This window comes from Tenacibaculum sp. MAR_2009_124, from assembly GCF_900105455.1.
Lineage (GTDB): Bacteria > Bacteroidota > Bacteroidia > Flavobacteriales > Flavobacteriaceae > Polaribacter.
The window spans coordinates 156,104-178,063 of record NZ_FNSF01000008.1 but is presented as its reverse complement, the minus strand read 5'-3'; the positions used below and the strand labels follow the sequence as shown (position 1 = coordinate 178,063).

Here is a 21,960-nt window from a genome sequence, read left to right as displayed (position 1 = left end):
AGATGAAACATAAAGTAAATCTCGCCGAACAGATAGAGATCCCTAAAAAGAAACATTTACAAAACATTCTACAAGTGTTAAAAAATAGTAATTAAAAGCATGCTGCTTTACTCGAAACTATGTTTGTATAATATTACATTGCTAAACCTACTTATTAAAATCATTCTGTGCACAGAGTCTTTAAAGAGCATTTAATAATGCTCTTCTTTTATTCCAACAAATTTTATCTTTCTCTTTAATTTTAAATTTTATTTTTCGTCTGAACTAGCCTATAATTATGTTTTTTAGTTATTATTTTCTGAACGCGTTTTATTGAAGGTTTATGCTTGAGTTAATTCGAATTTTAGTAATTAACATAATTTAAAATTCTTTCAACAATGCAATTCATACATGTTTAATTGTTGTTTGTAATTAAAAATAGGTTATTTGTGTGTATTTGTAAACATTTTGTCTCTTTACTGGTTCTACTAATCTTTATAAAGAGGTGAATCGCCTATCTTTAAATAAATATGTTTGAATGCTCGCTATCTTTGAAGTGTAGATGAAACATAAAGTAAATCTCGCCGAACAGATAGAGATCCCTAAAAAGAAACATTTACAAAAAAAATCTACAATTAACACAGATACTACGTTAGTTTATAGCATATATGCATTACTCTTTAATGAGAGAGTTACAAATAATATCATTAAACTCACCTATACTTTAAAACAATTTTATGTTTAAATTGTTATGAGAGTTGTCTTTCGATAATCCTTTTTCTTCTATATTTTTTCCCAGTTATTCTTTTAAAGCTTTATGCTAATAAAGGTTTAATTCCCAAACCTAAAGTTTTTGAAATAATTTAAATTAGATACCCTGTATACTCGGATAGAGATAGTTATAGTTTGGTTTTGAGTTTGTTAGGTGTTTTAAATAGCGATTTGCTGACATTCACCGTTCACCGATACCGTTCATCGATGTTTTAGAGCTCTAAATATAGGTGGCGAGTAGTTTTAAATGCTTTTTATAGTCAAAAAACAACCATTCATAGTTTAAAAGGTGTCATTTATGTGTTTTCGATGAAAGCCGTTCGTCGATATTTATATGCGGCTAATCGCGTCGAGAATGTCAGTCAACTTTTTTTAATAGCAAGGATTTAAGTGTTTTATATCTTTGAAGTGTAGATGAAACATAAAGTAAATCTCGGTTAACAGATAAGAGATCCCTAAAAAGAAACATTTGCGAGGATACACTTCTACAAGCGTAGAAAAACAACCTAAAAGCGTACACACTTAACCCAATTAACATATGTTTATGTAACATTACATAACAATCCTACACCTACTCAAAACAATTGTACAATTGGGTTTTAAGGAACATTATTTTAAATATTCGTTTAACGATTTAGCCTGTCATTGGACAGGCTACATTGTTTAAGGGGTATGTATTTTATATAAGATAGGTTTACTTGGGCTTGCATCATTTTCAAAAGGAGCAATCATGAGGTTTACGAAATAAGAACCATCTTTAATATTGTTTGGAACATATATAAATTCGGTAATGGTAGCATTTAACCTAATCACTCCTTCAGTATTCCAAAAGGAATTATGAGAAAGTAGTTTACCATCGTCTTTTTCTTTGTCAACAGAAGGAAGGTCTATTAGCAAATGTTTAATCCCTTTCTCTTTTAAATATTCAGCAGCTTCTTGAAGTAGATAAGGAGGGTTCGTATTTGAATACCTATATGTTTTCTTTTTATCTGTATTAGGCAAGGTTCTGATGATAATGGCTTCAACTTCTTTCTCATCAATCAGCGATTTTAGTACTTTTCTATTAATGACGAAATCACCGTTAGGCATTTCCTTCGGAGTGATGCTGACTACTTCGGCAAGAAAGAAATAGGTATTTAGATTCTTATTAATTGAATAAAATTCTTTTGTAATATGGCCTACACATTCTGTATGGGTGACATGCGCATGTGGATTAAAAGCTATATTGTTAAAGTTAACATCAGCGCCTTTTTCAATACTTCCCGTCCAATTACCTAAAGCAACAGGCGATATTTTTGGATCATCAATATACCAAGCGTTTAAGCATTGTTTTGAAACATCAATTGGGATTGAGATATCTAGTGGTTGAGATAAGTCAATGGTATATTTTTTTTTTAGGTATTCGATGGTTGTCTTCATTGAAGTAAAAATAATTAAATTATAAATAAATCACTAGCCAGTCCATCTGCTAAAAATTTTCCTTTTTTAGTGGTTTTAAGTATTTTATGATCGATAGAATCTGTTTCAATGATTAGTAGTCCTTCATCTATGAATTTTTGAGAGTTTAACATAAGTTTTAAATAATTGCTTTCACCAAAATCTTCTTTTATCTTCGATAGTGATAGTCCCCAAATAGTTCTCAATCCTGTCATTAAATATTCATTAAAGCGATCTTCTATACTTAGTTTTTCTTTTTCATTTGGAAGCTTACTGGCTTGTATTTCTTTAATATATTTATTGTTGTTGGCAATATTCCAACTTCTATGGCTTTTATTGAATGAGTGAGCAGAAGGACCAATACCTATGTATTTTTTACCAAGCCAATAACTGGTGTTGTGTTGTGAAAAGTAATTAGGTTTTCCGAAATTAGATATTTCATAGTGTACGAAGCCTTTTTTTTCTGTTTCGTTAACCAAAATTTCAAAATGCTCTCGTGCTACTTTTTCCTCAGGAGCAGGATATTTTCCTTTTCGAATGAAAGTATCTAAAGCCGTTTTAGGTTCAACGGTTAAAGCATAGGAAGAAATGTGATTGATTCCAAAATCAAAAGCGATTTGTAGGTTCTCCTTCCATCTTTTGTTACTCATATTAGGAACCCCGTAGATTAAATCGATAGTAATATTATCGAAGTGGCGAATTGCCATTGAAAGACAGTTCTTTGCTTCTTCGGCATTATGGGCACGATTCATCATTTTTAAATCTTCTTCAAAAAATGATTGTATTCCAATACTCAATCTATTTACTGGAGAAAGTGATAATAGCTTAATTCTATCTTCAGATAAATCATCAGGATTGGCTTCTAAAGTAATTTCGGGTTGATCTATTACCTCATAATATTGACGTATTATGTTGATTAATAGTTCAATTTCTCCAATAGCTAATAAAGAAGGAGTTCCGCCTCCAAAATAAATAGTTTCAATGGTTTCATTGGCTAACTCATCTTTTCTTAAGATTAACTCCTTTATTAGACAATCCAACAACTCATCTCTATTTTTTAATGATGTCGAAAAATGAAAATCACAATAGTGACACGCCTGTTTGCAAAATGGGATATGTATGTAAATTCCTGCCATTGTTATTTAATTTCTATAAATAACTTTTCTTCTAAATCATTTTGATTCGTCATATTTTTCCTCAATTGATGCTGCTGAATTACGTACCCTTTAAAGCCTATTTCTTGTAAAATTATTCTAGAAATTAGTGTGTAGATGTGATAATAATAAGACAAATACAGTAAATTTAATTCTACAATATCACTTTCATTAGATATTCTATTACTAGTTTTAGTTGTAAAACTACCATGCAATAGTTTATTTCTTAGACAAAAAACCTTCCTGTCTTCTTCACTAATTTCTTGTCCTAATCTTATAAAAGTATTTTGGTATACTGGAGTGTTAATCGGTTTTAAAGCATCTTTAATACTTAGAAAATCTTCTTGGCTAATTTCATCTTTGTATCTTTTGAGGATTTCTAGACATCTATATTCTTTCAATATTTTGTCTTTTTCGTTAATTTTTCTTTGATTAATTGTCTTACACAAACTTTCAAAAGCTGGGTAAAGAATAATAGGTCGTGTTAAAACCCCTGAAACAACGGTATCTCTAATTAAAGAAAGACTCAAATAAAATATTTTCTCATTAAAGACTTTATTGACTAAAACTTCAAACTGTTTAGTCGTTATTTTTGAGTTAAATTTTTCTAAACTCGTATTATGATCAATAAAACGATCATAACTTCCTTTTATATTGTTGCTTATAGGTTTTAAATAACTCAATATGTTTTCCTGAGAATTTCTGAATAAAAACTCAACTTCAGAAAAATCTAAATTATCCGATTGAAAATAAAATTTCTCTCCTCTTAAAAAAGATCCTGTAAGATATCCCAAACTAAGAATAATAGAATTTACAATATGCTTAAAAGCTTTAAGAGTTACCCTTCCATAGGTTTTTATAGTTAATCTTTTTTTTGAATATGAGTCATTGTCATAATTTTCTTTAACTACAACTAAAACTTTTTTACTTTTACTAATGTTAATACTTAACTTTTCCTCTTCAATAACTCCTAAGAAATCAAATAATTTGGGATGAGAAGGCAAAATACATTTATAAAACTTTTCTTTCTCCTCGTCAAAAAGAAGTGTTTTAAAATGATAAAATTTAGAATTATGTTTTAAAAATATTTTTTTAGTTATGTTTACCTCAAGGTCTTCTTCTATATCTTTGATAAGAAAAGTCTCTTCTGAAATACTATTTTCTCTAAACCTATTCTGTTCGAATATAAAACCTTGTTTAGCACTTTTAAAAAATAAATATTTGTTTTCCTTGTAGTTATCTTTCAATAGGTATTCTTTTCTACCTTCCTTAACAAGCCATTTATATGCTTTTTCAAAATTCATACCTATAAAACCTTTAAGATTTATTAACTTTATTTTCGTTCTGTTTTACAAATGCAGCCCATCCTGTATAGTTTTTCCCGCCCACTTTTGTTCCTGAGTTGTAATAATGACATACCGCTGCAGCCAATCCATCAGTGGCGTCTAAGTTTTTAGGGATTTCTTTTAGGTTTAACAAAGACTTTAGCATTAGAGCAACTTGCTCTTTACTGGCATTACCATTACCAGTTATTGCCATTTTTATTTTTTTAGGTAAATATTCCGTTACTGGAATTTCGCGGGAAAGTCCAGCAGCCATAGCAACTCCTTGAGCTCGTCCCAATTTTAACATCGATTGCACATTTTTCCCAAAGAAAGGAGCTTCTAGCGCAATTTCGTCAGGATTATAGGTGTCAATGAGTTCAATAGTTCTTTCAAAAATAAGTTTTAATTTCAAATAAGGATCCGCGTATTTTTTTAAGAGTAATTCATTCATTTGAACGAATTCCATTTTCTTACCAACCACTTTAATAATCCCGAATCCCATAATGGTAGTACCTGGATCAATACCTAATATTATTTTTTCTGTCTTCAAATTTTTGTACTTTGAACAAATACAAAACTAATCAATTATATCGTTAATGAGTGTCTTCGGTTTAAGAACTTCTAACCCTGCATTTACCAGTTATTTTTGGAAAAGATCGAGTTATCATTCTAAAAATAGAATGTCAATTTCAGGTATCGTTTTTAAATGTTTTTTGATGTTATTATTGGTTTGTATGACAGCTTTTTATACTTGGCATATTTATTTTAATGGTGTAAGTGTTAAGTGGTATACATCAATAGGAGCTCTGGTAGCGGTGTTTTGCAGTGTGTTCATTTCTTATAAACATAGTTCGGCAAAATACATGTTACCTATATATGCTTTGGCTAAAGGATTTTTTTTAGGAGGAATAAGCGCTTATGCTCATAAACGTTTTCCAAATTTACCATTCCAAGCCATAGTAACGACTCTAGTAACATTTTTTGCAATGCTTTTTCTATATAAGTTTCGTTTGATACGCGTAACTAGAGAATTTAGAGCAATAATTATTACGGCATCCTTGAGTATTTTTATGTTGTATTTTATTGGTTGGTGTTTTTGGCTATTTGGTATTACAATTCCGTTTTTATGGGGAAACTCATGGTATGCAATTGTTTTTAATATTATTACAGCGATAGTAGCATCTTTAAGCTTATTATTAGACTTTGATTATATTCACAGATATGTAGGAAAAGCTCCAAAAAGTAGAGAATGGTTAGCTACATGGGGATTTTTAATAACACTTATTTGGTTGTATGTTGAGGTGTTACGATTACTAAGGAAACTTGCTTATTGGAGGTAAGAAAGTTCTTTGTTCCATGAAAAACTGTCTTTGTGCTGATAAAAACTTATTTAATCCCTTTTTTTTGCTTTGCGTATTATTTTATTGTTTTCTTTGGTATAGAGAAAAACAAAATGAACTCTTGTTTATATGAACAAGAAAAATGTATAATTCTAACTTTAAATTATTAGTTATGGGAACAACACCAACGATTTCAATTCCAGGAGAAAAATTAACTATAGTTTCACAAGCTACAAATATGAATGCTCAGATAGTCTTTGGGGCAGGATTATCAAGCTTTACAGCAAGCTCTAAACCTTTAGCACCTTTGGCAATGGCTTCTTTTGATGAAAATGGAAATATAAATGTTTCAGCTTTTATTTATATTCCGAATTCCAAAAATGGAAACGATGTAAACTTTCAAGTTAATGTTTTGCAAACTAACTCGAATAAATTAGCTTTTTATATATCGCATAATGCCTCACCAAAAAAATCGAATACTCAATATCCTTATGGGATTTCGTTTTCAACTTCAGGTGTTAATTATCAACAATTAGGTATAACCAAAGTAAAAGTATATACTTGGGATGATGATCCAGAAGGGTCTAGAGGAACGGAGACAACAGTAGAACATTCGTAAATAAATATGCTTTGCTTTTTAAATATAAAAACCTTGTTTTTTTAAACAAGGTTTTTATATTTTAGTGTTTTTAAACATTTATGATCAGGTTATATTATCTGTTTTTTTTCTTTTTATGTAACGGTCTAATTGGTCAGCAAAAAGATAAACTTTATGTAGATCATATTGAGATAGAAATTTCCGTTTATTTCGATCAACTTGATTTCAAAAAAGCATTTAATTTTTTTAAGCTTAGAGAATGGGATTCAGTTCTAGTATATTCAAATAAACAATTAATAAGAGATAAGAACGAATCAAGATTATTGGATTATTGCCATTTTTTTAGGGGGTATAGCTTTAAACGAAAGAAAGTTTTTAATCAAGCTAAAAGGGAGCTTGAATTGATATCAAACAATTTTGAATTTAATATTTTGAAATTTTTGTCTTTAGGAGATATAGCTTTAGAGAAAAATAAATTTGAAAAAGCTGTTGTTTTTTTTCAAAATGTAATGAATGCTCCAAATAGAAAAAAAATACTGGTCAATAAAAACTCAATAATTCATAACTTAGGGTTATGTTATTTGTATTTGAAGAAATTTGATAAAGCTGAAAAGTATTTAAATGAAAGTATTCTCTATAAGGAAAAAAATAAAGATACTTTGAATTTAATTGGAGCTTATGGTAATATAGCAAATCTTTATTATGAGCAGTATAAAGATGATTTAGCAATACCTTATTTTGAGAAGGCTTATAGTTTATCTAAAAAGCTAAAAATTAATCAAAATGATCTAACTCGTTCTCAGTTAAATAATAAGAAAAGATTAATTTTTAAGAACAGAAGAATATCTTCTAAAAATATGGCAGTTGTTGAAGAAAACCGGAAAAACTTTAATAAAGCTTTGGTTTATAGAAAAGAGATGGAAAGATGGGTAGATTCTCTGAATAATCAAAATACAATATACGCTGTGGCAGAAAAAGAAAAAGAGTTCGCAGTCCAACAAAAACAGAAAGAAGTAGATCTTTTACATATAAAAAATGAACTTCAAGAAACACAAAGAAATATCTTTTTATATTCGGCAGTCGGTCTATTAATCCTTTTGGGAGGAAGCCTTTATTTTTATCGTGAAAAAGTGAAAAATAATAGAATTATCACGGAACAAAAGGAAACTTTAGATGAGTTAAATGCAACAAAGGACAAACTTTTTTCAATCGTTAGTCACGATTTAAGATCATCCGTAAATGCTTTGAAAAACAGTAATAAAATACTGGTGTCTAATTTAGAATCGAAAAACCTCATTGCTTTAGAAGATTTACTTAAAAAAAACAGTGCCATTGTTAATGGAGCTTATGGATTGTTAGATAATTTGTTGAATTGGGCTTTGCTACAAACCAAACAACAGTACTTTTATATAGAAAAACAACGCTTGTTTATTATCGCAGAGCATGTATCTTATAATTATCAACCTTTATTATTAGAAAAAGAACTTTCATTTGAAAACACGGTGTCTAAAAAAAACGTTGTTTACGCCGATCAGGAGTCTTTGAAAATAGTGTTGAGAAATTTATTAGATAATGCGATTAAGTTTTCTAAAACTAGAGGAAGTATTAAAATATATACCAGAAACACTTCGGAAAATTATTGCGATTTGGTGATTGAAGATACTGGTTTAGGAATGAGTGAAGAGACTCGCTTGAAGCTATTGGAAGATAATGTTCTTTTAAATAAAAAAGAGCATGAAGATGTTATTGGAACTGGTTTAGGACTGCAATTATGTAAATCGATGATTACTAAAAATAATGGAAAATTTGATATTGAGAGTGAATTAGGAAAAGGTACTAAAATGATTGTATCTTTACCTAAAATACCTCTTAATGGATAATGTAAATATTTTAATTATTGAAGACACTCCTCAGGAAAGTGATCGCTTAGTTAAAGTGCTTGAAGCCAATAATTATAGCGTGTCTGGTGTTGCACCTAGTTTTAAAGAAGCCTTGGCTTTATATTATAAGGTAAAGGTAGACATTGTAATAATCGACATTTTTTTGAATGGTGTTCCTGATGGAATTACTTTTGCAGAAACCATTAATACCGTACCTGAAGCTTCCAAACCTTTTGTTTTTTTGACGAGTAGTACAGATCGTAAAATCTTTGAGCGAGCAAAACTCACGCAACCTTTTAGTTTCTTAATGAAGCCTTTTAACGAACTCGAAGTTTTGTACGCCATAGAAATGGCAGTTGAAAAGTTTTATGATCAAGAAGATGTCTTTATAACGGAAGAAGAAGATACAGTTATAAGCAGTGACTATTTGTTTATTAAAAAAGGGAAGTCTCTCAAAAAAGTTCAAATAAAAGAGATTATCTACATTGAAGTAGAAGAAAAATACTGCAATATTATTACAGAGAAAGAAAAGTTTGTTATTCTTATTTCCCTTACCAAACTACTAACCCTTCTCGATAATGCCATTTTTGCAAGAACGCACCGAAACTTTATTGTTAATATTGAGAAAATTATAGAGATAGTTCCTGCCGATAATTTGATTCTTGTATCAGGAAATCATAAAGTTACTTTGAGCGATCGTTATAAGGATATTATTAAAAAAGTTAGAACTTTAAAGTAGGGGAGAGTCTAAAGTCCAAAGTCCAAAGTCTAAAGTTTAAAGTTGAAGATGTAAATCTAGAAATATCGTTGTTGATTTCTAATTTCCAAGTAATTCTTAACTCAGTGCTTAAAATTTAATATTTAAGAGCATACAACTTACCATTCAAGATTCGCAATTCAGCATTTAAGATTATAATGAACGCTTAAAAACTTCGTTCCATAGATTCTCTATTTTATGGAAATCAATCCTGCTCTTATTCCATTTTAAATAATAAGCCTTCAATTCTGAGATACTTTTACCTCAGAAATGTAAGGTGTTTGATGTTTTTAAGAAAACAAAAACACGACCTTTTAAAGTGGAGCAGCAACCACTACATCAAACGAGGCGGAATCCGAAAAGCCTAATGAGTAGGAAACAAAAACCAAATATTATGTCAACTCAAACTGAAATTACTACTAACGTACAAACGATGCAAGGAACTTTAGGAAGCTTAGTTAATTTAAATGGCTCTTACGTAAACTTCAATTTAATAGTTGATGAAGAAACTCATCAAGTACATGGAACTGTTCGTATTCATATGAATCCTCCAGTAGAAAAACCATATGTAGGAAATGTTAAAGGGACTGTTTATGCTACGGGCTATGGGGCTTTCACAAAAGTAATCACTTTGGAAGGGGCAATTCCTTCAAATGATGCTATATCTACTATAGTATTTCCATTTAATGCTCATTTTGCTTTAGAAGCTAATAGTAAGGGGTTAGGAGGTTTTAATTTCCGAGGTAAGCATTACGAAAATTTACCAGTAGAAGTTAGATCTTAATCTCAATTTCAATTTCAATAGAGTGGAGAGGTAACCACTATATCAAACGTGGAGGAATTTGAAACCTTTTATAAATAAAGCAGGAATAGCAATTGTATTAGCAGAATATATTGCTATCCCGTTTAACAATCAACAAAAAAGTATAGTATGACTACATCAACAAACACCGCAGTAGAAACAATTTATTACAAGGGTACCATGGGATTTGTTCCTAACCTTTTAGCAACCATCGTTAATTTTTCATTATTAGTGCATCCAGATGATCATACAGTAAGTGGAACTGTAAGAATTAGTGATGGAACTGATAAAAAGACATATGTAGGTAAAGTGTCTGGTACTGTTTACGCTGCTGGAGTGGGAGAAATTGTAAGAGTATTGCATATAACAGGAAACATTCCTGCCGATATAAAGGATGCTCCACTTCAATTGTCTTTTGAAGCGAACATGGCTTTAAAGGCAGACTGGAATGGCGAAGGAGGGTTCTCTTTCTTAGGGAAACATGAAGAGGGAGTTCCTGTGAAAGCAGATGTTTTTAAACTATAAAATATAGTTTACTAGTAAGCTCTTTGTAGTATTACTTGGAGCTTTTTTAATTTTTTTAACCTTAACTATTACTATTATGAATGTATTAACTGTAAAATTTTCGAAAGGGAGTGATGTTGCCCATAAAGACATTTACATTGGTTTTGTTCCTGGAAGTACCAATGATAAATTTGATATAAGTTACCATGCAGGTGAATTTGAACCTTTAGAGGTAGAGGTTCAGCCGTTAAATGCAGAAAAAGGAAAAGGAAACTGGTTAACCTTAGAACAGTTGCAGAGTGGAGTTCAAATGAAACACTTTAGCGGTAGAATTTATATTTGTTATGGTCAGCCTTGGGAAGTTTTGGATCCTTATTATGAACCAGCTCAAAATATTACCGATCCAAATTTCTTTTTAAGATATGACAAAATGGAGTTAACTTTTAATGGTGCTTCAACAGATGTTGCGGATTTAACAAGTATAGATTACTGGAGTATTCCAATGAAATTAGAAACTTCTTTAGATGGATTAATTCCAGTGCAAATTGATTATGGTTTAAAGCAGGGAGTAACGTCTAGTGAGGTTTATAAAAGGTTAGATAAGTTAACTTCAACGCCGAAATCTGGATTAAGTAATGCACTTCCTGCTTTGGTTCCAGGAAAGTTTACCCAAAACCCGAATCAACCAGGATCAGGTTTCGCTAGAATTATAGGACCATCTTCTTATCCACCAATTGGAGGTGTACCTGTAACACCATATCATTTGTTTGCGGCTTATTTAACTTATTTAAATGAAAATTTTGGAACAAATTCTAAAAATAATGCTGTTTCTATTAAAGGATTAGGAAATGGAGTTATCGCTAAAATAGCAGGGCATTTTAATGGAGTAGGGCCGAATGTACCACCAACGGGATCTCAGAGTGCGCAGAATTATGATTTAACGGCATCTATTGATGAGAGTTTAGATATTACGCTAACTGGTAAAATAGGAGGAGTAGAAACAACTCTTTTATATAAAAAAGAAGATTTAATAAATCCTGATGGGATTTATGGAGCAAATGCAATGTTCTCACTAAATGGTGCAGCAAAACAGAACCCAGCGAATGACGTGTATGGTTGGATTACTGGTGATCTATTAGCAGGGTTTAATATTGGTGCAATTGGATCAATTACATCTTTTGGAGGCACAATGGCAGGAACAATGACGAGTAGTGAATGGTTTAGTCAAATACCAAATACATCATTGTTTAGTAATCTTCAAAGTAATGATGCATTTTACAATCAATATGCAGCGGCATTACAAGGATTGTCTCAAGCCTACAATTTTGCATACTCCGATCGTTTCTCGGCAGTTCAAGTTTCACTTGATCCTGCTAAGGTGAATACATTAACTATTTCTTTTTACGATGTAAATACTTCAGAGTAAAAAATAATTATTCAAGAAATAAAAGCAAAATTAATTTTGAAAAGTAAAAACATGTCAAATAATACAGCGACATCAACAATAAAAGGATCTAGGTCCATAGAAAGATTTGTGTTTGATTATACTATAAATACAACTACAAACGAAATTACGGTTAATGCTAGTATCAATGGAATCAATTTAGGAACCAGTAATTTGAATCCTGAAAATTCAAATCAAGATTTCGGGCAAAATACAGAGGTGCTGGAATTTTCAGGAACGGTATCCGCTAATTACGAAACTTCAGAGTTGCATTGTACTACTGAAATAAAGGAATATGGTAAAGTTGTTTATCAAGGCAAAGGAACCATTGCTACTTGGTAGTAGGTAGTTCGTTTCTATCTAAGAATAAACAAGTGGAGCGGTAGCACTATAAAAACGAGGCGAAATCTGAAAAGCCTTATACGAGTAAGAACCTAATGCCAGTTGGTGTTTGAAATTACCCTAAAATAAAATGAAGATTTTTTTCTTTATCTAAAGGAAAAAAGAACGTTTTAACCCGGTAATTTCAAATTACAAATGGTATAACTTTAAGATTATGAAAACTGTAGAATAAACAGAAGTATTGGTTGATTACGAGATCACTGTATCGAAACCCAAAACAACAGGTGAGTTTATTGGATTTTTAAGAGACCAAGGCTTTAAAGGGAATGTAGCAACAAATACTAATTATCCTGGGAAAATATGGTTAGGGACTAATACTAATGATGAATAGATTAACGTATTCGAAAAGTATAATAAAAAGAAAAAGAATATGCTTTTATGTGAAAGCCTATGATGCGCTTCTAAATTAAATAGAAGCGCATATTTTTTATATTATAACTGTTATAAGTTTACTTCACCTCCAACGAAGTAAACTGAAACGAATTCCCATCAAACAATCCTTTATCAGATAGCTTTAAAGATGGAATAACGAGTAAAGCCATAAAAGACAAAGTCATATAAGGAGCTCTAAGTTCACTACCCATGTTTTTTGCTATGGCATCAAGTTTTGCATAGGCTTTACCAATTTCGTCAGCAGGCTTGTCACTCATTATTCCAGCAATAGGTAGCGCAACTACTTTAGATTCTTTGTCGTTTACTGCACAAATTCCACCTTTGTTTTCTATTAACAAGTTGACGGCTTTACAAATCATTTTATCAGAAACACCTACGGCAATAATATTATGAGAATCATGCCCAACAGAACTTGCAATGGCTCCTTCTTTTAAACCAAAGCCTTTTATAAAAGCAACGGAAGGTTCGCTATTTTGGTAGCGATTTACCACAGTCATTTTTAAAACATCACTTTCAGTATTAGAAACTAAATTTCCATCTTTAATTAAAGAATCAGATTCTATTTCATTTGTCACTAACTCTCCATCAAGGGCTTCAATAACTCTAATTTTTTCTGATGATGAATGAAACTCAAAATCTTCTATATTTTTCTTTTCAGTATCAAAATTGTTTAAAACATCAAAATCAACATGCTTCACAAATGAAGCTCCATTTTTGGCAACCAATTCACCGTTAATATAGGTTTGGAGTACTTTAAAGTTTTCTAAATTTTCAACAATAATAAAATCGGCATCATCTCCATTTTGTAATAATCCAACATCCAAATTGTAATGTTTTACGGGGTTGATGCAAGCAGCTTGAAGGACTTTAAATACATCAATATCTTTCTTTACCGCTCTTTCGCATAACTGATTTATATGGCCTAACAATAAATCATCAGGGTGTTTGTCATCAGAACAAAACATCATGTTTTCGTAATGTTCAGGAAGTAATTCAATTAAAGCTTCAAAATTCTTAGCGGCACTGCCTTCTCGGATAATCACTTTCATTCCTTTTTGAAGTTTTTCCAATGCTTCTTCATAAGTAAAACATTCATGATCGGTATAAATTCCAGCCGCAATATATTTATCTAGGTCTCCACCTCTTACTCCAGGAGCATGCCCATCAACGGGTTTGTTGTAATGTTTTGCCCAAGCTATCTTTTTCAGCACTTCTTCATCTTGATAAATAACACCTGGGTAATTCATCATTTCAGCCAAATATTTAATATCTGGATTGGACATCATTTTTTTAATATCATCAGAGTTGATAATTGCTCCTGCACTTTCAAAAGAAGTGGCTGGAACGCATGAAGGTGCTCCGAAGTTGAATTTCAAGGGAACTTTTTTCCCATTTTCAATCATAAAATCAACTCCTTTTACGCCTAAAACATTGGCAATTTCATGCGGGTCAGAAACAGTAGCTACGGTTCCATGTGTTACGGCAATCTTAGCAAACTCTGAAGGAACTAACATAGAGCTTTCAATATGAATATGAGCATCAACAAAGCCAGGTAGAATGAATGTTTCATTGGAATGTTCCTTTTTTATAATTGATTTAACTTTTCCGTTTTCAATTTCAAGTTCTCCTTTAAAAACCTTTTTGTTTAGTATGTCGACAATATTTCCTTGTATAAGCATTGTTTACTCTTGTTATTAGTGGTAATGGGTGAAATATAATTATTTTTTAAGACAAAATATCTTTGAAAGATAAAAAAGAAAGGAGGTTGAAGGGAAGTACTAGCTGTGGATAAGCATAAAATAAAAAAGCATCCTGGAAAGGATGCTTTTTAAAAAAAATTATTTTTTTATGATCGGTGGTCCACCAGCTAAAATTTCTTCACTAGCGAACTCTTCAAATTGTTTAAAGTTTTCTCTAAATGAATCAGCAAGTTTATGAGCTGTTTCATAATAACCTTTATCATTATTCCAAGCCTGACGTTGACTTAATAATTCAGATGGAATACCAGGGCATTTTCTTGGTTGAGCTAATCCGAACACCGAATGGATATGGTAATCTTCATGAGTAATTTCAGAAGGCAATCCACCGTTGAGGGCAGCATCAATCATTGCACGAGTATATTTTAACTTCATTCTATCACCAACTCCGTAAGGTCCTGCAAACCATCCAGTGTTTACTAACCATACGTTAACACCAGTTTCTTTCATTTTCTCGCTTAACATTTCTGCATAACGAGTTGGATGCAAAGGCATAAAAGGCGCACCGAAACAAGCTGAAAAACTTGGTAGAGGCTCAGTAACTCCTGCTTCAGTACCGGCAACTTTAGCAGTATAACCTGAAATAAAGTGGTAAGCTGCTTGACCCGGTGTTAACTTCGAAATAGGAGGTAACACACCAAAAGCATCAGCCGTTAAAAAGAAAATGTTTTTTGGATTATTACCTATTGAAGGAGTTTTAATATTTTCAATATGATGAATTGGATAACTTACACGTGTATTTTGAGTAATAGAAGTGTTTCCAAAATCTACATCACCTTTTTCGTCAGTAACGATGTTTTCTAAAATAGCACCTCTTTTAATCGCGCCGTAAATTTCAGGTTCTTTTTCCTGAGACAAGTCAATTACTTTTGCATAACAACCTCCTTCAAAATTGAAGACACTGTTTTCTGCAGTCCATCCGTGTTCATCATCTCCGATTAAACTGCGATTTGGATCAGTAGACAATGTTGTTTTTCCTGTTCCTGATAGTCCAAAGAAAATAGAAGTATCTCCTTCCTTACCAACATTAGCAGAACAGTGCATTGGTAATGTGTTTTTAAATACAGGTAAGATAAAGTTTAAAGCAGAGAAAATCCCTTTTTTAATTTCACCTGTATAACCAGTTCCTCCAATTAAAGCTATTTTTTTACCAAAATTTAAAATGGCAAAATTGTGCTGACGAGTTCCATCTTCTTCTGGTTTTGCCATAAATCCAGGAGCATTAATTACAGTCCATTCTGGAGAAAAAGTTTTTAATTCTTCAGAAGTTGGTCGTAAAAACATGTTATAGGCAAACATATTACTCCAAGGATACTCATTAACAACTCTAATGTTCAACTTATAGTTTTCGTCTGCACAAGCGTAACTATCTCTAACGAAAACTTCTTTGTCAGAAAGGTAGTTTGTTACCTTTACGTATAACTTATCGAATTTTTCCGAATCAAAAGGTAAATTGATATCACCCCACCAAATTTCATCTTTAGTTATATCGTCTTTTACAATAAAGCGATCCATTGGAGAACGGCCCGTAAACTCACCTGTTTTAACAGCTAAAGCCCCGAAGCTAGTGTTTTCTCCTTGCTCTTTTTCGATAGTAATATCATGTAACTCGTCTGAAGTCAACTGATAACGAACTGTGGCATTTTTGACACCAAGATTGTCTATCGAAATCGTTTTCGCATCAAGATTTGTCATCTCTAAATATTTTAGTTGTGTTTTATATAGGACAAAAATAGTTCTTTTTGTTAAACGAACTAAAACAATATGTAAATTTATTAACTATTCATTTTTAATAACTTTTCTGGAAAAATTGAAGGCAACCATAAACCAAGCAATAATTAAAAACACACCTCCTAATGGAGTTATAAACCAAATTGATTTAGCGGGAATTCCCAATAGATGAATACAATAAATAGATCCAGAAAAGAAGAGGATACCGATAAATGTTGTGATGGATATTTTATTTTTTACTGAATTCGTTAAATGTTGGCTGAGGTTAACAAATAATAATAGTAAAACATGGTAAATTTGATAGCGAACGGCGGTTTCAAAGCTGTTTAACGCCTCGGGAGATAATTTACTTTTTAAGGCATGTGCGCCAAAGGCTCCGAGAATGACTGCGATGGCTCCTAAAACACTACTTATTGTTATATTTTTATACATTTTAATGTTTTTTGTTTGAAATTAAACTTTTTTACCGATATTGTGATCAGAAAATAACATAACAAAAGTACGCCTAAAATGAGAAATATATTGATTATAGGAGCAGGTAGATCGAGCTCATCACTTATCAAGTATTTAATAGATAAATCAGAAGAAGAGTCACTCCATATTACCATTGGAGATGTATCACTAGAAAATGCTTTATCTAAAGTTGAGGGATCTGTAAATACATCTGCAATTAAACTAGATGTGTTTGACCAAAAGGATAGGGAAGCGGCAATTGAAAAAGCCGATATTGTAGTGTCAATGCTTCCAGCTCGTTTTCATATTGAAGTAGCAAAAGATTGTATTCGATTTGGAAAGAGTATGGTTACCGCCTCGTATATTTCTGAAGAAATGAAAGCCTTAAACGATGAAGCAGTAGCGAAAGGGTTGGTTTTTATGAATGAAATAGGACTCGATCCAGGAATTGATCATATGAGTGCTATGCAGGTAATTGATAGAATTAAAGAGAACGATGGTAATATGTTATTGTTTGAATCTTTTTGTGGTGGTTTAGTAGCTCCCGAAAGTGATTCCAATTTATGGAGTTATAAATTTACATGGAACCCAAGGAATGTGGTTTTAGCAGGACAAGGTGGAGCATCAATGTTTGTTCAAGAAGGAACTTATAAATATATACCTTATCACAAGTTATTTCGAAGAACTGAATTTTTAACGATTAATGGAAGTGGAAGATTTGAAGCATATGCAAATCGTGATTCTCTAAAATATAGGAGTATTTACGGATTGGAAGATATCCAAACTATGTATAGAGGTACTATTCGTAGAGTTGGTTTTTCTAGGGCATGGAATGTTTTTGTTCAATTAGGAATGACTGATGATAGTTATGTTATTGAAGATTCTGAAAATATGAGCTACCGCGATTTTACGAACTTATTTTTAGCATATTCTCCAAGTGACTCGGTTGAATTAAAGTTTCGATCTTATTTGAAAATTGATCAAGATGATTTAATGTGGGATAAGTTTTTAGAGTTAGATTTGTTTAGCTCTAAGAAAAATGTTGGTTTGAAAAGCGCCACCCCAGCTCAAATATTACAAAAAATATTGATGGAATCGTGGACATTAAAAACTGAAGATAAAGATATGATTGTAATGCATCATATTTTTGGGTATCTACAAAATGGCGAAAAGAAACAGATAGAAAGTAGTATGGTGATTAAAGGAGATGATCAGATATATACTGCAATGGCTAAAACTGTGGGGCTTCCAGTTGCAATGGCTACCCTTAAAATTTTAAATGGTGATATTACAACTCCAGGAGTGCAATTACCAATTAAGAAAGAAGTATACGAACCTATATTAAAAGAATTGGAAGAATACGGTATTACGTTTGTCGAAAAAGAAGTTCCTTATTTAGGCTACAATCCAGATAGTGTGAAGGGGTAAATAATAAACATACAAAAAGAGTAACATTTTATTTTTATGAGTGTCTTTTGTTTAAAAGACTTAAAATGAAGAAAATATCAGTTACTCTTTTTTTCTTATTCTTATGTATTCAATTACTCGGACAAGCAACAAATGAATATAAAATTCATTATTTTATAAAAAGCTCGCCATTAAAAAACCAACAATCTTCAGGAACTTGTTGGAGTTTTGCTACTACTTCGTTTATCGAAACCGAAGCAATTCGATTAAGAAAAGAACCTATATCGCTTTCTCCCATATTTTACGTACACCCAACTTATATAGAAAAGGCAAAGAAATATATTGACTCTGAAGGTAAGTCGCGGCTCGATAGTGGAGATTTAACGTTTAGTGTTTTAAAAGGTTATAGTAAATACGGAGCCATACCTGAAATTGTATACAACGGAATTATTGAAGAAGATTGGCAGCATGACCATGTTGAAATGGATAATGCAATTGAAGCAATGATAAAATCGATAGCTACTAGCGGTTATGGAAGAATAAAGCCAAGTAGTTGGAAAAAAGCATTGCAAGGTGTTTTAAATGCATATTTAGGGAAAATACCTGATACATTTATATATGAGCAAAAGGAATATACTCCGAAGAGTTTCGCACGGGAGTTTGTTAGCATTAATACAAACGATTATATCGAAATTACGAGTTATAGTCATTATCCGTTTTATGAAAATTTTATTTTGAATATTCCTGCAAACTGGGGTGAGAATCTATATCTCAACGTTCCAATAAAAGATTTTGAACTTTTAATTGATAATGCACTTAAAAAGGGGTATTCATTGGCATGGGATGGAGATGCCTCAGAGCCAAACTTTAATTTTAAGAGTGGAGTTGCTAAACTCACTTTAAAAGAGGAGTTAATTGCAGTAACACAAGAAATGCGACAAAAAGCTTTTGAAGATGGAACTACTAACGATGATCATAATATGCATTTGTTAGGTAAAGCAACGGACGAAGCAGGAAAAGAGTTTTACATTATGAAAAACTCCGAAGGAATGAATGATAAAGGAGGATATGTGTATATGTCGAAAAACGCCTTAATGTTAAAGACAATATCTGTTCTTGTGCACAAGAATGCATTGCCTAAAGAGATTAGTAAGAAATTGAAAATTTAGCAAAGTAGCATAGTTCTACATCTTCAAATAAAAATCCTTAGTTAAATCAATATAGGCGTCGGTATACTGGTGCCTTTCCTTTTCAATAATTAATTCTTCATTAACTAGATCGCTCTCTTGAAAAGAAAACTCCAGTAAACTTCTTTTTATTTCCGAAGTGCTATTTCCTTTTACATGACAAACTCGTTTGAGTTTTAAATGATATTTATTTGCTAACGCTACAAAATTAGACTCTTCTTTATACGGAATTACTACAGCAAATATTCCATTTTGATTAAGTATTTTACTACTGCCTTCAATTAACTGATTGAAAGGGAGAGATTCGGTAAAACGAGCTTTATTTCGTGAGTCATCTTCTGTTTTATAGTCATCGGTATAAAATGGAGGGTTTGAAATTATCAGATCGTAGGTTTCTTCCTCCTCTTGAATTTCTTCTATAAGCTCATTGAAATTACCATGATAACAAAACAAACGATCACCCCAATTGGAGCGTTCGAAATTTTCAACAGATTCTTGATAGGCTAATTCATCTATTTCAATAGCTTCTATAGTACTAGCATTACATCGTTGCGCTAGCATCAAAGATATAACTCCCGTTCCTGAACCGATATCTAAAATAGTATCAGGATAGTTTTTTAAATCACACCAGGCTCCTAAAAGGACGGCGTCTGTCCCAATTTTCATGGCAGATTTTTCTTGGTATACGGTAAACTCTTTAAATGTAAATGGCTTCATGAGGCGAGGTTTTAACTTCCTTGTAGTTTATAGAAAGCGTCCTATTAGTCTTTCGGCATTAAACCATAAAAAAAGTACTATAGCTAAAAGTATAATAAGTATTAACCCTTTTTTTGGGTTTGCTTTTTTGGGACTTCCAAATCGTCTTTGAAATTTCATCTTAAATGTTTTTCCTACAAAAGTAGGTTGCAAATATACACGCTAATATCGGTTCTTTTTCTAATTTAGATCGAACTTATTTCATTTTCGTTGCTCTTAGCATTTCTCTTTTTCCGGGAGGACCGGGTAATCTTTCTACTGAGAAACCAACAGCTTCCATTGCTCGCCTAGTACTTCCTTTTGCCGAGTATGTAACTAAAACTCCTTCATTTTTTATAGCCTCAAACATTTTTCTGAAAATATCTTCTGTCCATAGATCAGGCTGAACACGAGCACCAAAGGCATCAAAATAAATCAAATCATAACAATCTGAATCCTTAATTTCTTTAAAGAATTTTTGTTGCTTTTTTAAAGAAAATAGTTTCGAAATATGGTGTTCTTTTTCCCATGAAACCTCATGTAGCTTGTCAAAGATATTCTTGTACTTCTCAGCATTTAGTTCAGATACATAATTCAATTTTTTAATTTCATCTTTTTCGATGGGATAGGCTTCAACACCCGTATAGTTAATTATCCTTTTTGATTCTAGAAATGTAATAAAGCAGTTTAGCCCAGTTCCAAAGCCTATCTCAAGAATAGAAACTTCTTTTTTTTTAATGGATTCTAATCCATATTTAATAAAAACATGATACGCTTCTTGAATAGCACCATGTTTAGAATGATATTGTTCATCCCAGTCTGGTAAATGTATGGTTGTTGAGCCATCTGAGGTTATAATTATTTCTCGTTTCATTTGATTAATAATTTTTTAATTCTAGAGATTGGACCTCTGCATGAAGTTTGATGACATGCAATACAACTTTGTACAGCCTTATTGAAATTACTTTTTTGATTTTGAGGGTTCTCTTTATAGAGCAGCTTCATATTATCAATATATTTAAGCGAAAATTTCTCGAAATCACTTGTTCTATCATTATTGTCTGTAAGTTTGGCCGTATGAATGGTTAAATATCTCTCAGGAAAAGAACCAATATTTTCATTATTCAATATTTTCTTTTTTATATCAGCATTCATATAATACATGGTATTCATTAAAGAAGCCATTTCAGAAGGTTGATACATAACTAATTCAGAGCTCGTCGTATTCTTTTCCTTTTTGTGACAAGAAGCAAATAGAAAAGCTATAAAGATCAATCGAAAATAAAATTTCATTCGGATATAGTCAGATTTAAATATGAAAATATTGGGTACATTGGATATAATCTTCTAATTACCTTATGTTGTTCAGAAAATGAGCTATTCTTTCATTAGAACACCATCTGCTTCAAAAGCATATGTGTATTCAGGTTCAGTAATTTTGGCTATTTCTTCTTCGGGTTTACCAGCGTCTTTAGCATAATGTTGTAATTCATCAACTGAAATTTCGGTAACAAAAGCTTTACCATTTACAATAACTTCTTTGTCTTCCGAGTTTAACGGCATGAAAAAACCATAATCCTTAAAGCGAACCATCGATTCTTTGTTTTCTCCAAGGTCTAATTTCATCCAACATCCTTTTTTCTTACAAACAGAATTTATGGAAGAAGTAAATTTTAGGTCTAATGTGTCTCCAGATTTTAAATTTTTATACTTGTTTAACAGCTCTGTTTTTGTAATTGGAGCGTTAGAGGAAATTTTTTCTCCAAATGATACATATTCAGCTTTTTGAGTCTTTTCTTCGGTAGAATTTTCTTTATTGGTTGGTTTACATGCTCCAAATAAGCTAGCAACTACTAAACTAGTAAATAACAATCTTTTCATAATCAGTTGTTTATGTTGATGTG

22 protein-coding genes are annotated in these 21,960 nt (G+C 31.6%); 11 read left to right on the top strand and 11 right to left on the bottom strand.

Features of this window, described 5'->3' with window-relative positions; all coding sequences use genetic code 11:
• Positions 1-1,413: 1,413 nt before the first annotated feature.
• The 4 genes from BLW23_RS20675 to ruvC are packed head-to-tail and all read right to left on the bottom strand — an operon-like array spanning position 1,414 to position 5,216.
• The gene (locus BLW23_RS20675) at positions 1,414-2,169 is read right to left on the bottom strand and encodes a cyclase family protein (protein WP_093673503.1); all 756 of its coding nucleotides are present in this window, start codon (positions 2,167-2,169) and stop codon (positions 1,414-1,416) included.
• 14 nt (positions 2,170-2,183) lie between these two features.
• Positions 2,184-3,323, bottom strand: a complete 1,140-nt coding sequence (gene hemW, locus BLW23_RS20670; RefSeq protein ID WP_093673501.1) for a radical SAM family heme chaperone HemW — start codon at positions 3,321-3,323, stop codon at positions 2,184-2,186.
• Positions 3,324-3,325: 2 nt separating this feature from the next.
• Entirely contained in the window at positions 3,326-4,645 is a 1,320-nt protein-coding gene (locus BLW23_RS20665; protein ID WP_093673499.1) for a hypothetical protein, read from the bottom strand.
• 13 nt (positions 4,646-4,658) lie between these two features.
• The gene (gene ruvC, locus BLW23_RS20660; protein WP_093673497.1) at positions 4,659-5,216 is read right to left on the bottom strand and encodes a crossover junction endodeoxyribonuclease RuvC; all 558 of its coding nucleotides are present in this window, start codon (positions 5,214-5,216) and stop codon (positions 4,659-4,661) included.
• A gap of 46 nt (positions 5,217-5,262) precedes the next feature.
• Here ruvC and BLW23_RS20655 point away from each other — a divergent pair, with 46 nt between their 5' ends.
• The 9 genes from BLW23_RS20655 to BLW23_RS23395 all read left to right on the top strand — a co-directional run bounded on the left by BLW23_RS20655 (position 5,263) and on the right by BLW23_RS23395 (position 12,724).
• Entirely contained in the window at positions 5,263-6,006 is a 744-nt protein-coding gene (locus tag BLW23_RS20655) for a Bax inhibitor-1/YccA family protein (RefSeq protein ID WP_093673495.1), read from the top strand.
• Positions 6,007-6,178: 172 nt separating this feature from the next.
• Entirely contained in the window at positions 6,179-6,625 is a 447-nt protein-coding gene (locus tag BLW23_RS20650; protein ID WP_143032246.1) for a hypothetical protein, read from the top strand.
• Positions 6,626-6,705: 80 nt separating this feature from the next.
• Positions 6,706-8,484, top strand: a complete 1,779-nt coding sequence (locus BLW23_RS20645) for an ATP-binding protein (RefSeq protein WP_093673491.1) — start codon at positions 6,706-6,708, stop codon at positions 8,482-8,484.
• Positions 8,477-9,223, top strand: coding sequence for a LytR/AlgR family response regulator transcription factor (locus tag BLW23_RS20640; protein WP_093673489.1), 747 nt, complete (start codon positions 8,477-8,479; stop codon positions 9,221-9,223). The genes BLW23_RS20645 and BLW23_RS20640 overlap by 8 nt, the downstream gene beginning before the upstream one ends.
• A 412-nt stretch (positions 9,224-9,635) precedes the next feature.
• On the top strand, positions 9,636-10,025 hold the full coding sequence (locus BLW23_RS20635) for a DUF1842 domain-containing protein (protein WP_176829898.1): 390 nt from the start codon (positions 9,636-9,638) through the stop codon (positions 10,023-10,025).
• 147 nt (positions 10,026-10,172) lie between these two features.
• Positions 10,173-10,568: a DUF1842 domain-containing protein gene (locus tag BLW23_RS20630; protein ID WP_093673485.1), complete on the top strand. Its 396-nt coding sequence runs from the start codon at positions 10,173-10,175 to the stop codon at positions 10,566-10,568.
• A 76-nt stretch (positions 10,569-10,644) separates the two neighbouring features.
• Positions 10,645-11,973 (top strand): beta-1,3-glucanase family protein, encoded by a 1,329-nt coding sequence (locus BLW23_RS20625; protein ID WP_093673483.1) that lies wholly within the window; start codon positions 10,645-10,647, stop codon positions 11,971-11,973.
• A gap of 51 nt (positions 11,974-12,024) precedes the next feature.
• Positions 12,025-12,333, top strand: a complete 309-nt coding sequence (locus tag BLW23_RS20620; protein WP_093673481.1) for a hypothetical protein — start codon at positions 12,025-12,027, stop codon at positions 12,331-12,333.
• 241 nt (positions 12,334-12,574) lie between these two features.
• Positions 12,575-12,724: a hypothetical protein gene (locus BLW23_RS23395; protein ID WP_176829897.1), complete on the top strand. Its 150-nt coding sequence runs from the start codon at positions 12,575-12,577 to the stop codon at positions 12,722-12,724.
• 118 nt (positions 12,725-12,842) lie between these two features.
• Here the strand turns inward: BLW23_RS23395 and ade are convergent, their stop codons facing one another.
• From ade to BLW23_RS20605, 3 genes are all read right to left on the bottom strand, one after another.
• Positions 12,843-14,465: an adenine deaminase gene (gene ade, locus BLW23_RS20615; RefSeq protein ID WP_093673479.1), complete on the bottom strand. Its 1,623-nt coding sequence runs from the start codon at positions 14,463-14,465 to the stop codon at positions 12,843-12,845.
• 159 nt (positions 14,466-14,624) lie between these two features.
• On the bottom strand, positions 14,625-16,238 hold the full coding sequence (pckA, locus tag BLW23_RS20610; protein WP_093673477.1) for a phosphoenolpyruvate carboxykinase (ATP): 1,614 nt from the start codon (positions 16,236-16,238) through the stop codon (positions 14,625-14,627).
• A gap of 84 nt (positions 16,239-16,322) precedes the next feature.
• The gene (locus BLW23_RS20605; RefSeq protein ID WP_093673475.1) at positions 16,323-16,706 is read right to left on the bottom strand and encodes a DUF423 domain-containing protein; all 384 of its coding nucleotides are present in this window, start codon (positions 16,704-16,706) and stop codon (positions 16,323-16,325) included.
• A 78-nt stretch (positions 16,707-16,784) separates the two neighbouring features.
• On the opposite strand from BLW23_RS20605, the gene BLW23_RS20600 reads away from it, so the two are divergent.
• A complete protein-coding gene (locus tag BLW23_RS20600) occupies positions 16,785-18,155 on the top strand; it encodes a saccharopine dehydrogenase family protein (protein WP_093673473.1) in 1,371 nt (456 codons plus the stop codon).
• Positions 18,156-18,220: 65 nt separating this feature from the next.
• The gene (locus tag BLW23_RS20595) at positions 18,221-19,303 is read left to right on the top strand and encodes a C1 family peptidase (protein WP_093673471.1); all 1,083 of its coding nucleotides are present in this window, start codon (positions 18,221-18,223) and stop codon (positions 19,301-19,303) included.
• Positions 19,304-19,318: 15 nt separating this feature from the next.
• Here BLW23_RS20595 and BLW23_RS20590 read toward each other — a convergent pair whose 3' ends face one another.
• From BLW23_RS20590 to BLW23_RS20575, 4 genes are all read right to left on the bottom strand, one after another.
• Positions 19,319-20,038 carry a tRNA1(Val) (adenine(37)-N6)-methyltransferase gene (locus BLW23_RS20590; RefSeq protein ID WP_093673469.1) on the bottom strand — a complete coding sequence of 240 codons (720 nt, stop codon included), beginning with the start codon at positions 20,036-20,038 and terminating at the stop codon, positions 19,319-19,321.
• 235 nt (positions 20,039-20,273) lie between these two features.
• Positions 20,274-20,930, bottom strand: a complete 657-nt coding sequence (gene mnmD / locus BLW23_RS20585; RefSeq protein WP_093673467.1) for a tRNA (5-methylaminomethyl-2-thiouridine)(34)-methyltransferase MnmC2 — start codon at positions 20,928-20,930, stop codon at positions 20,274-20,276.
• Complete coding sequence (locus tag BLW23_RS20580) at positions 20,927-21,349, bottom strand: hypothetical protein (RefSeq protein WP_093673465.1); 423 nt, start codon at positions 21,347-21,349, stop codon at positions 20,927-20,929. Before BLW23_RS20580 ends, mnmD begins: the two co-directional genes overlap by 4 nt.
• Positions 21,350-21,433: 84 nt before the next feature.
• Entirely contained in the window at positions 21,434-21,937 is a 504-nt protein-coding gene (locus BLW23_RS20575) for a DUF4920 domain-containing protein (protein ID WP_093673463.1), read from the bottom strand.
• Between the last annotated feature and the right edge of the window lie 23 nt (positions 21,938-21,960).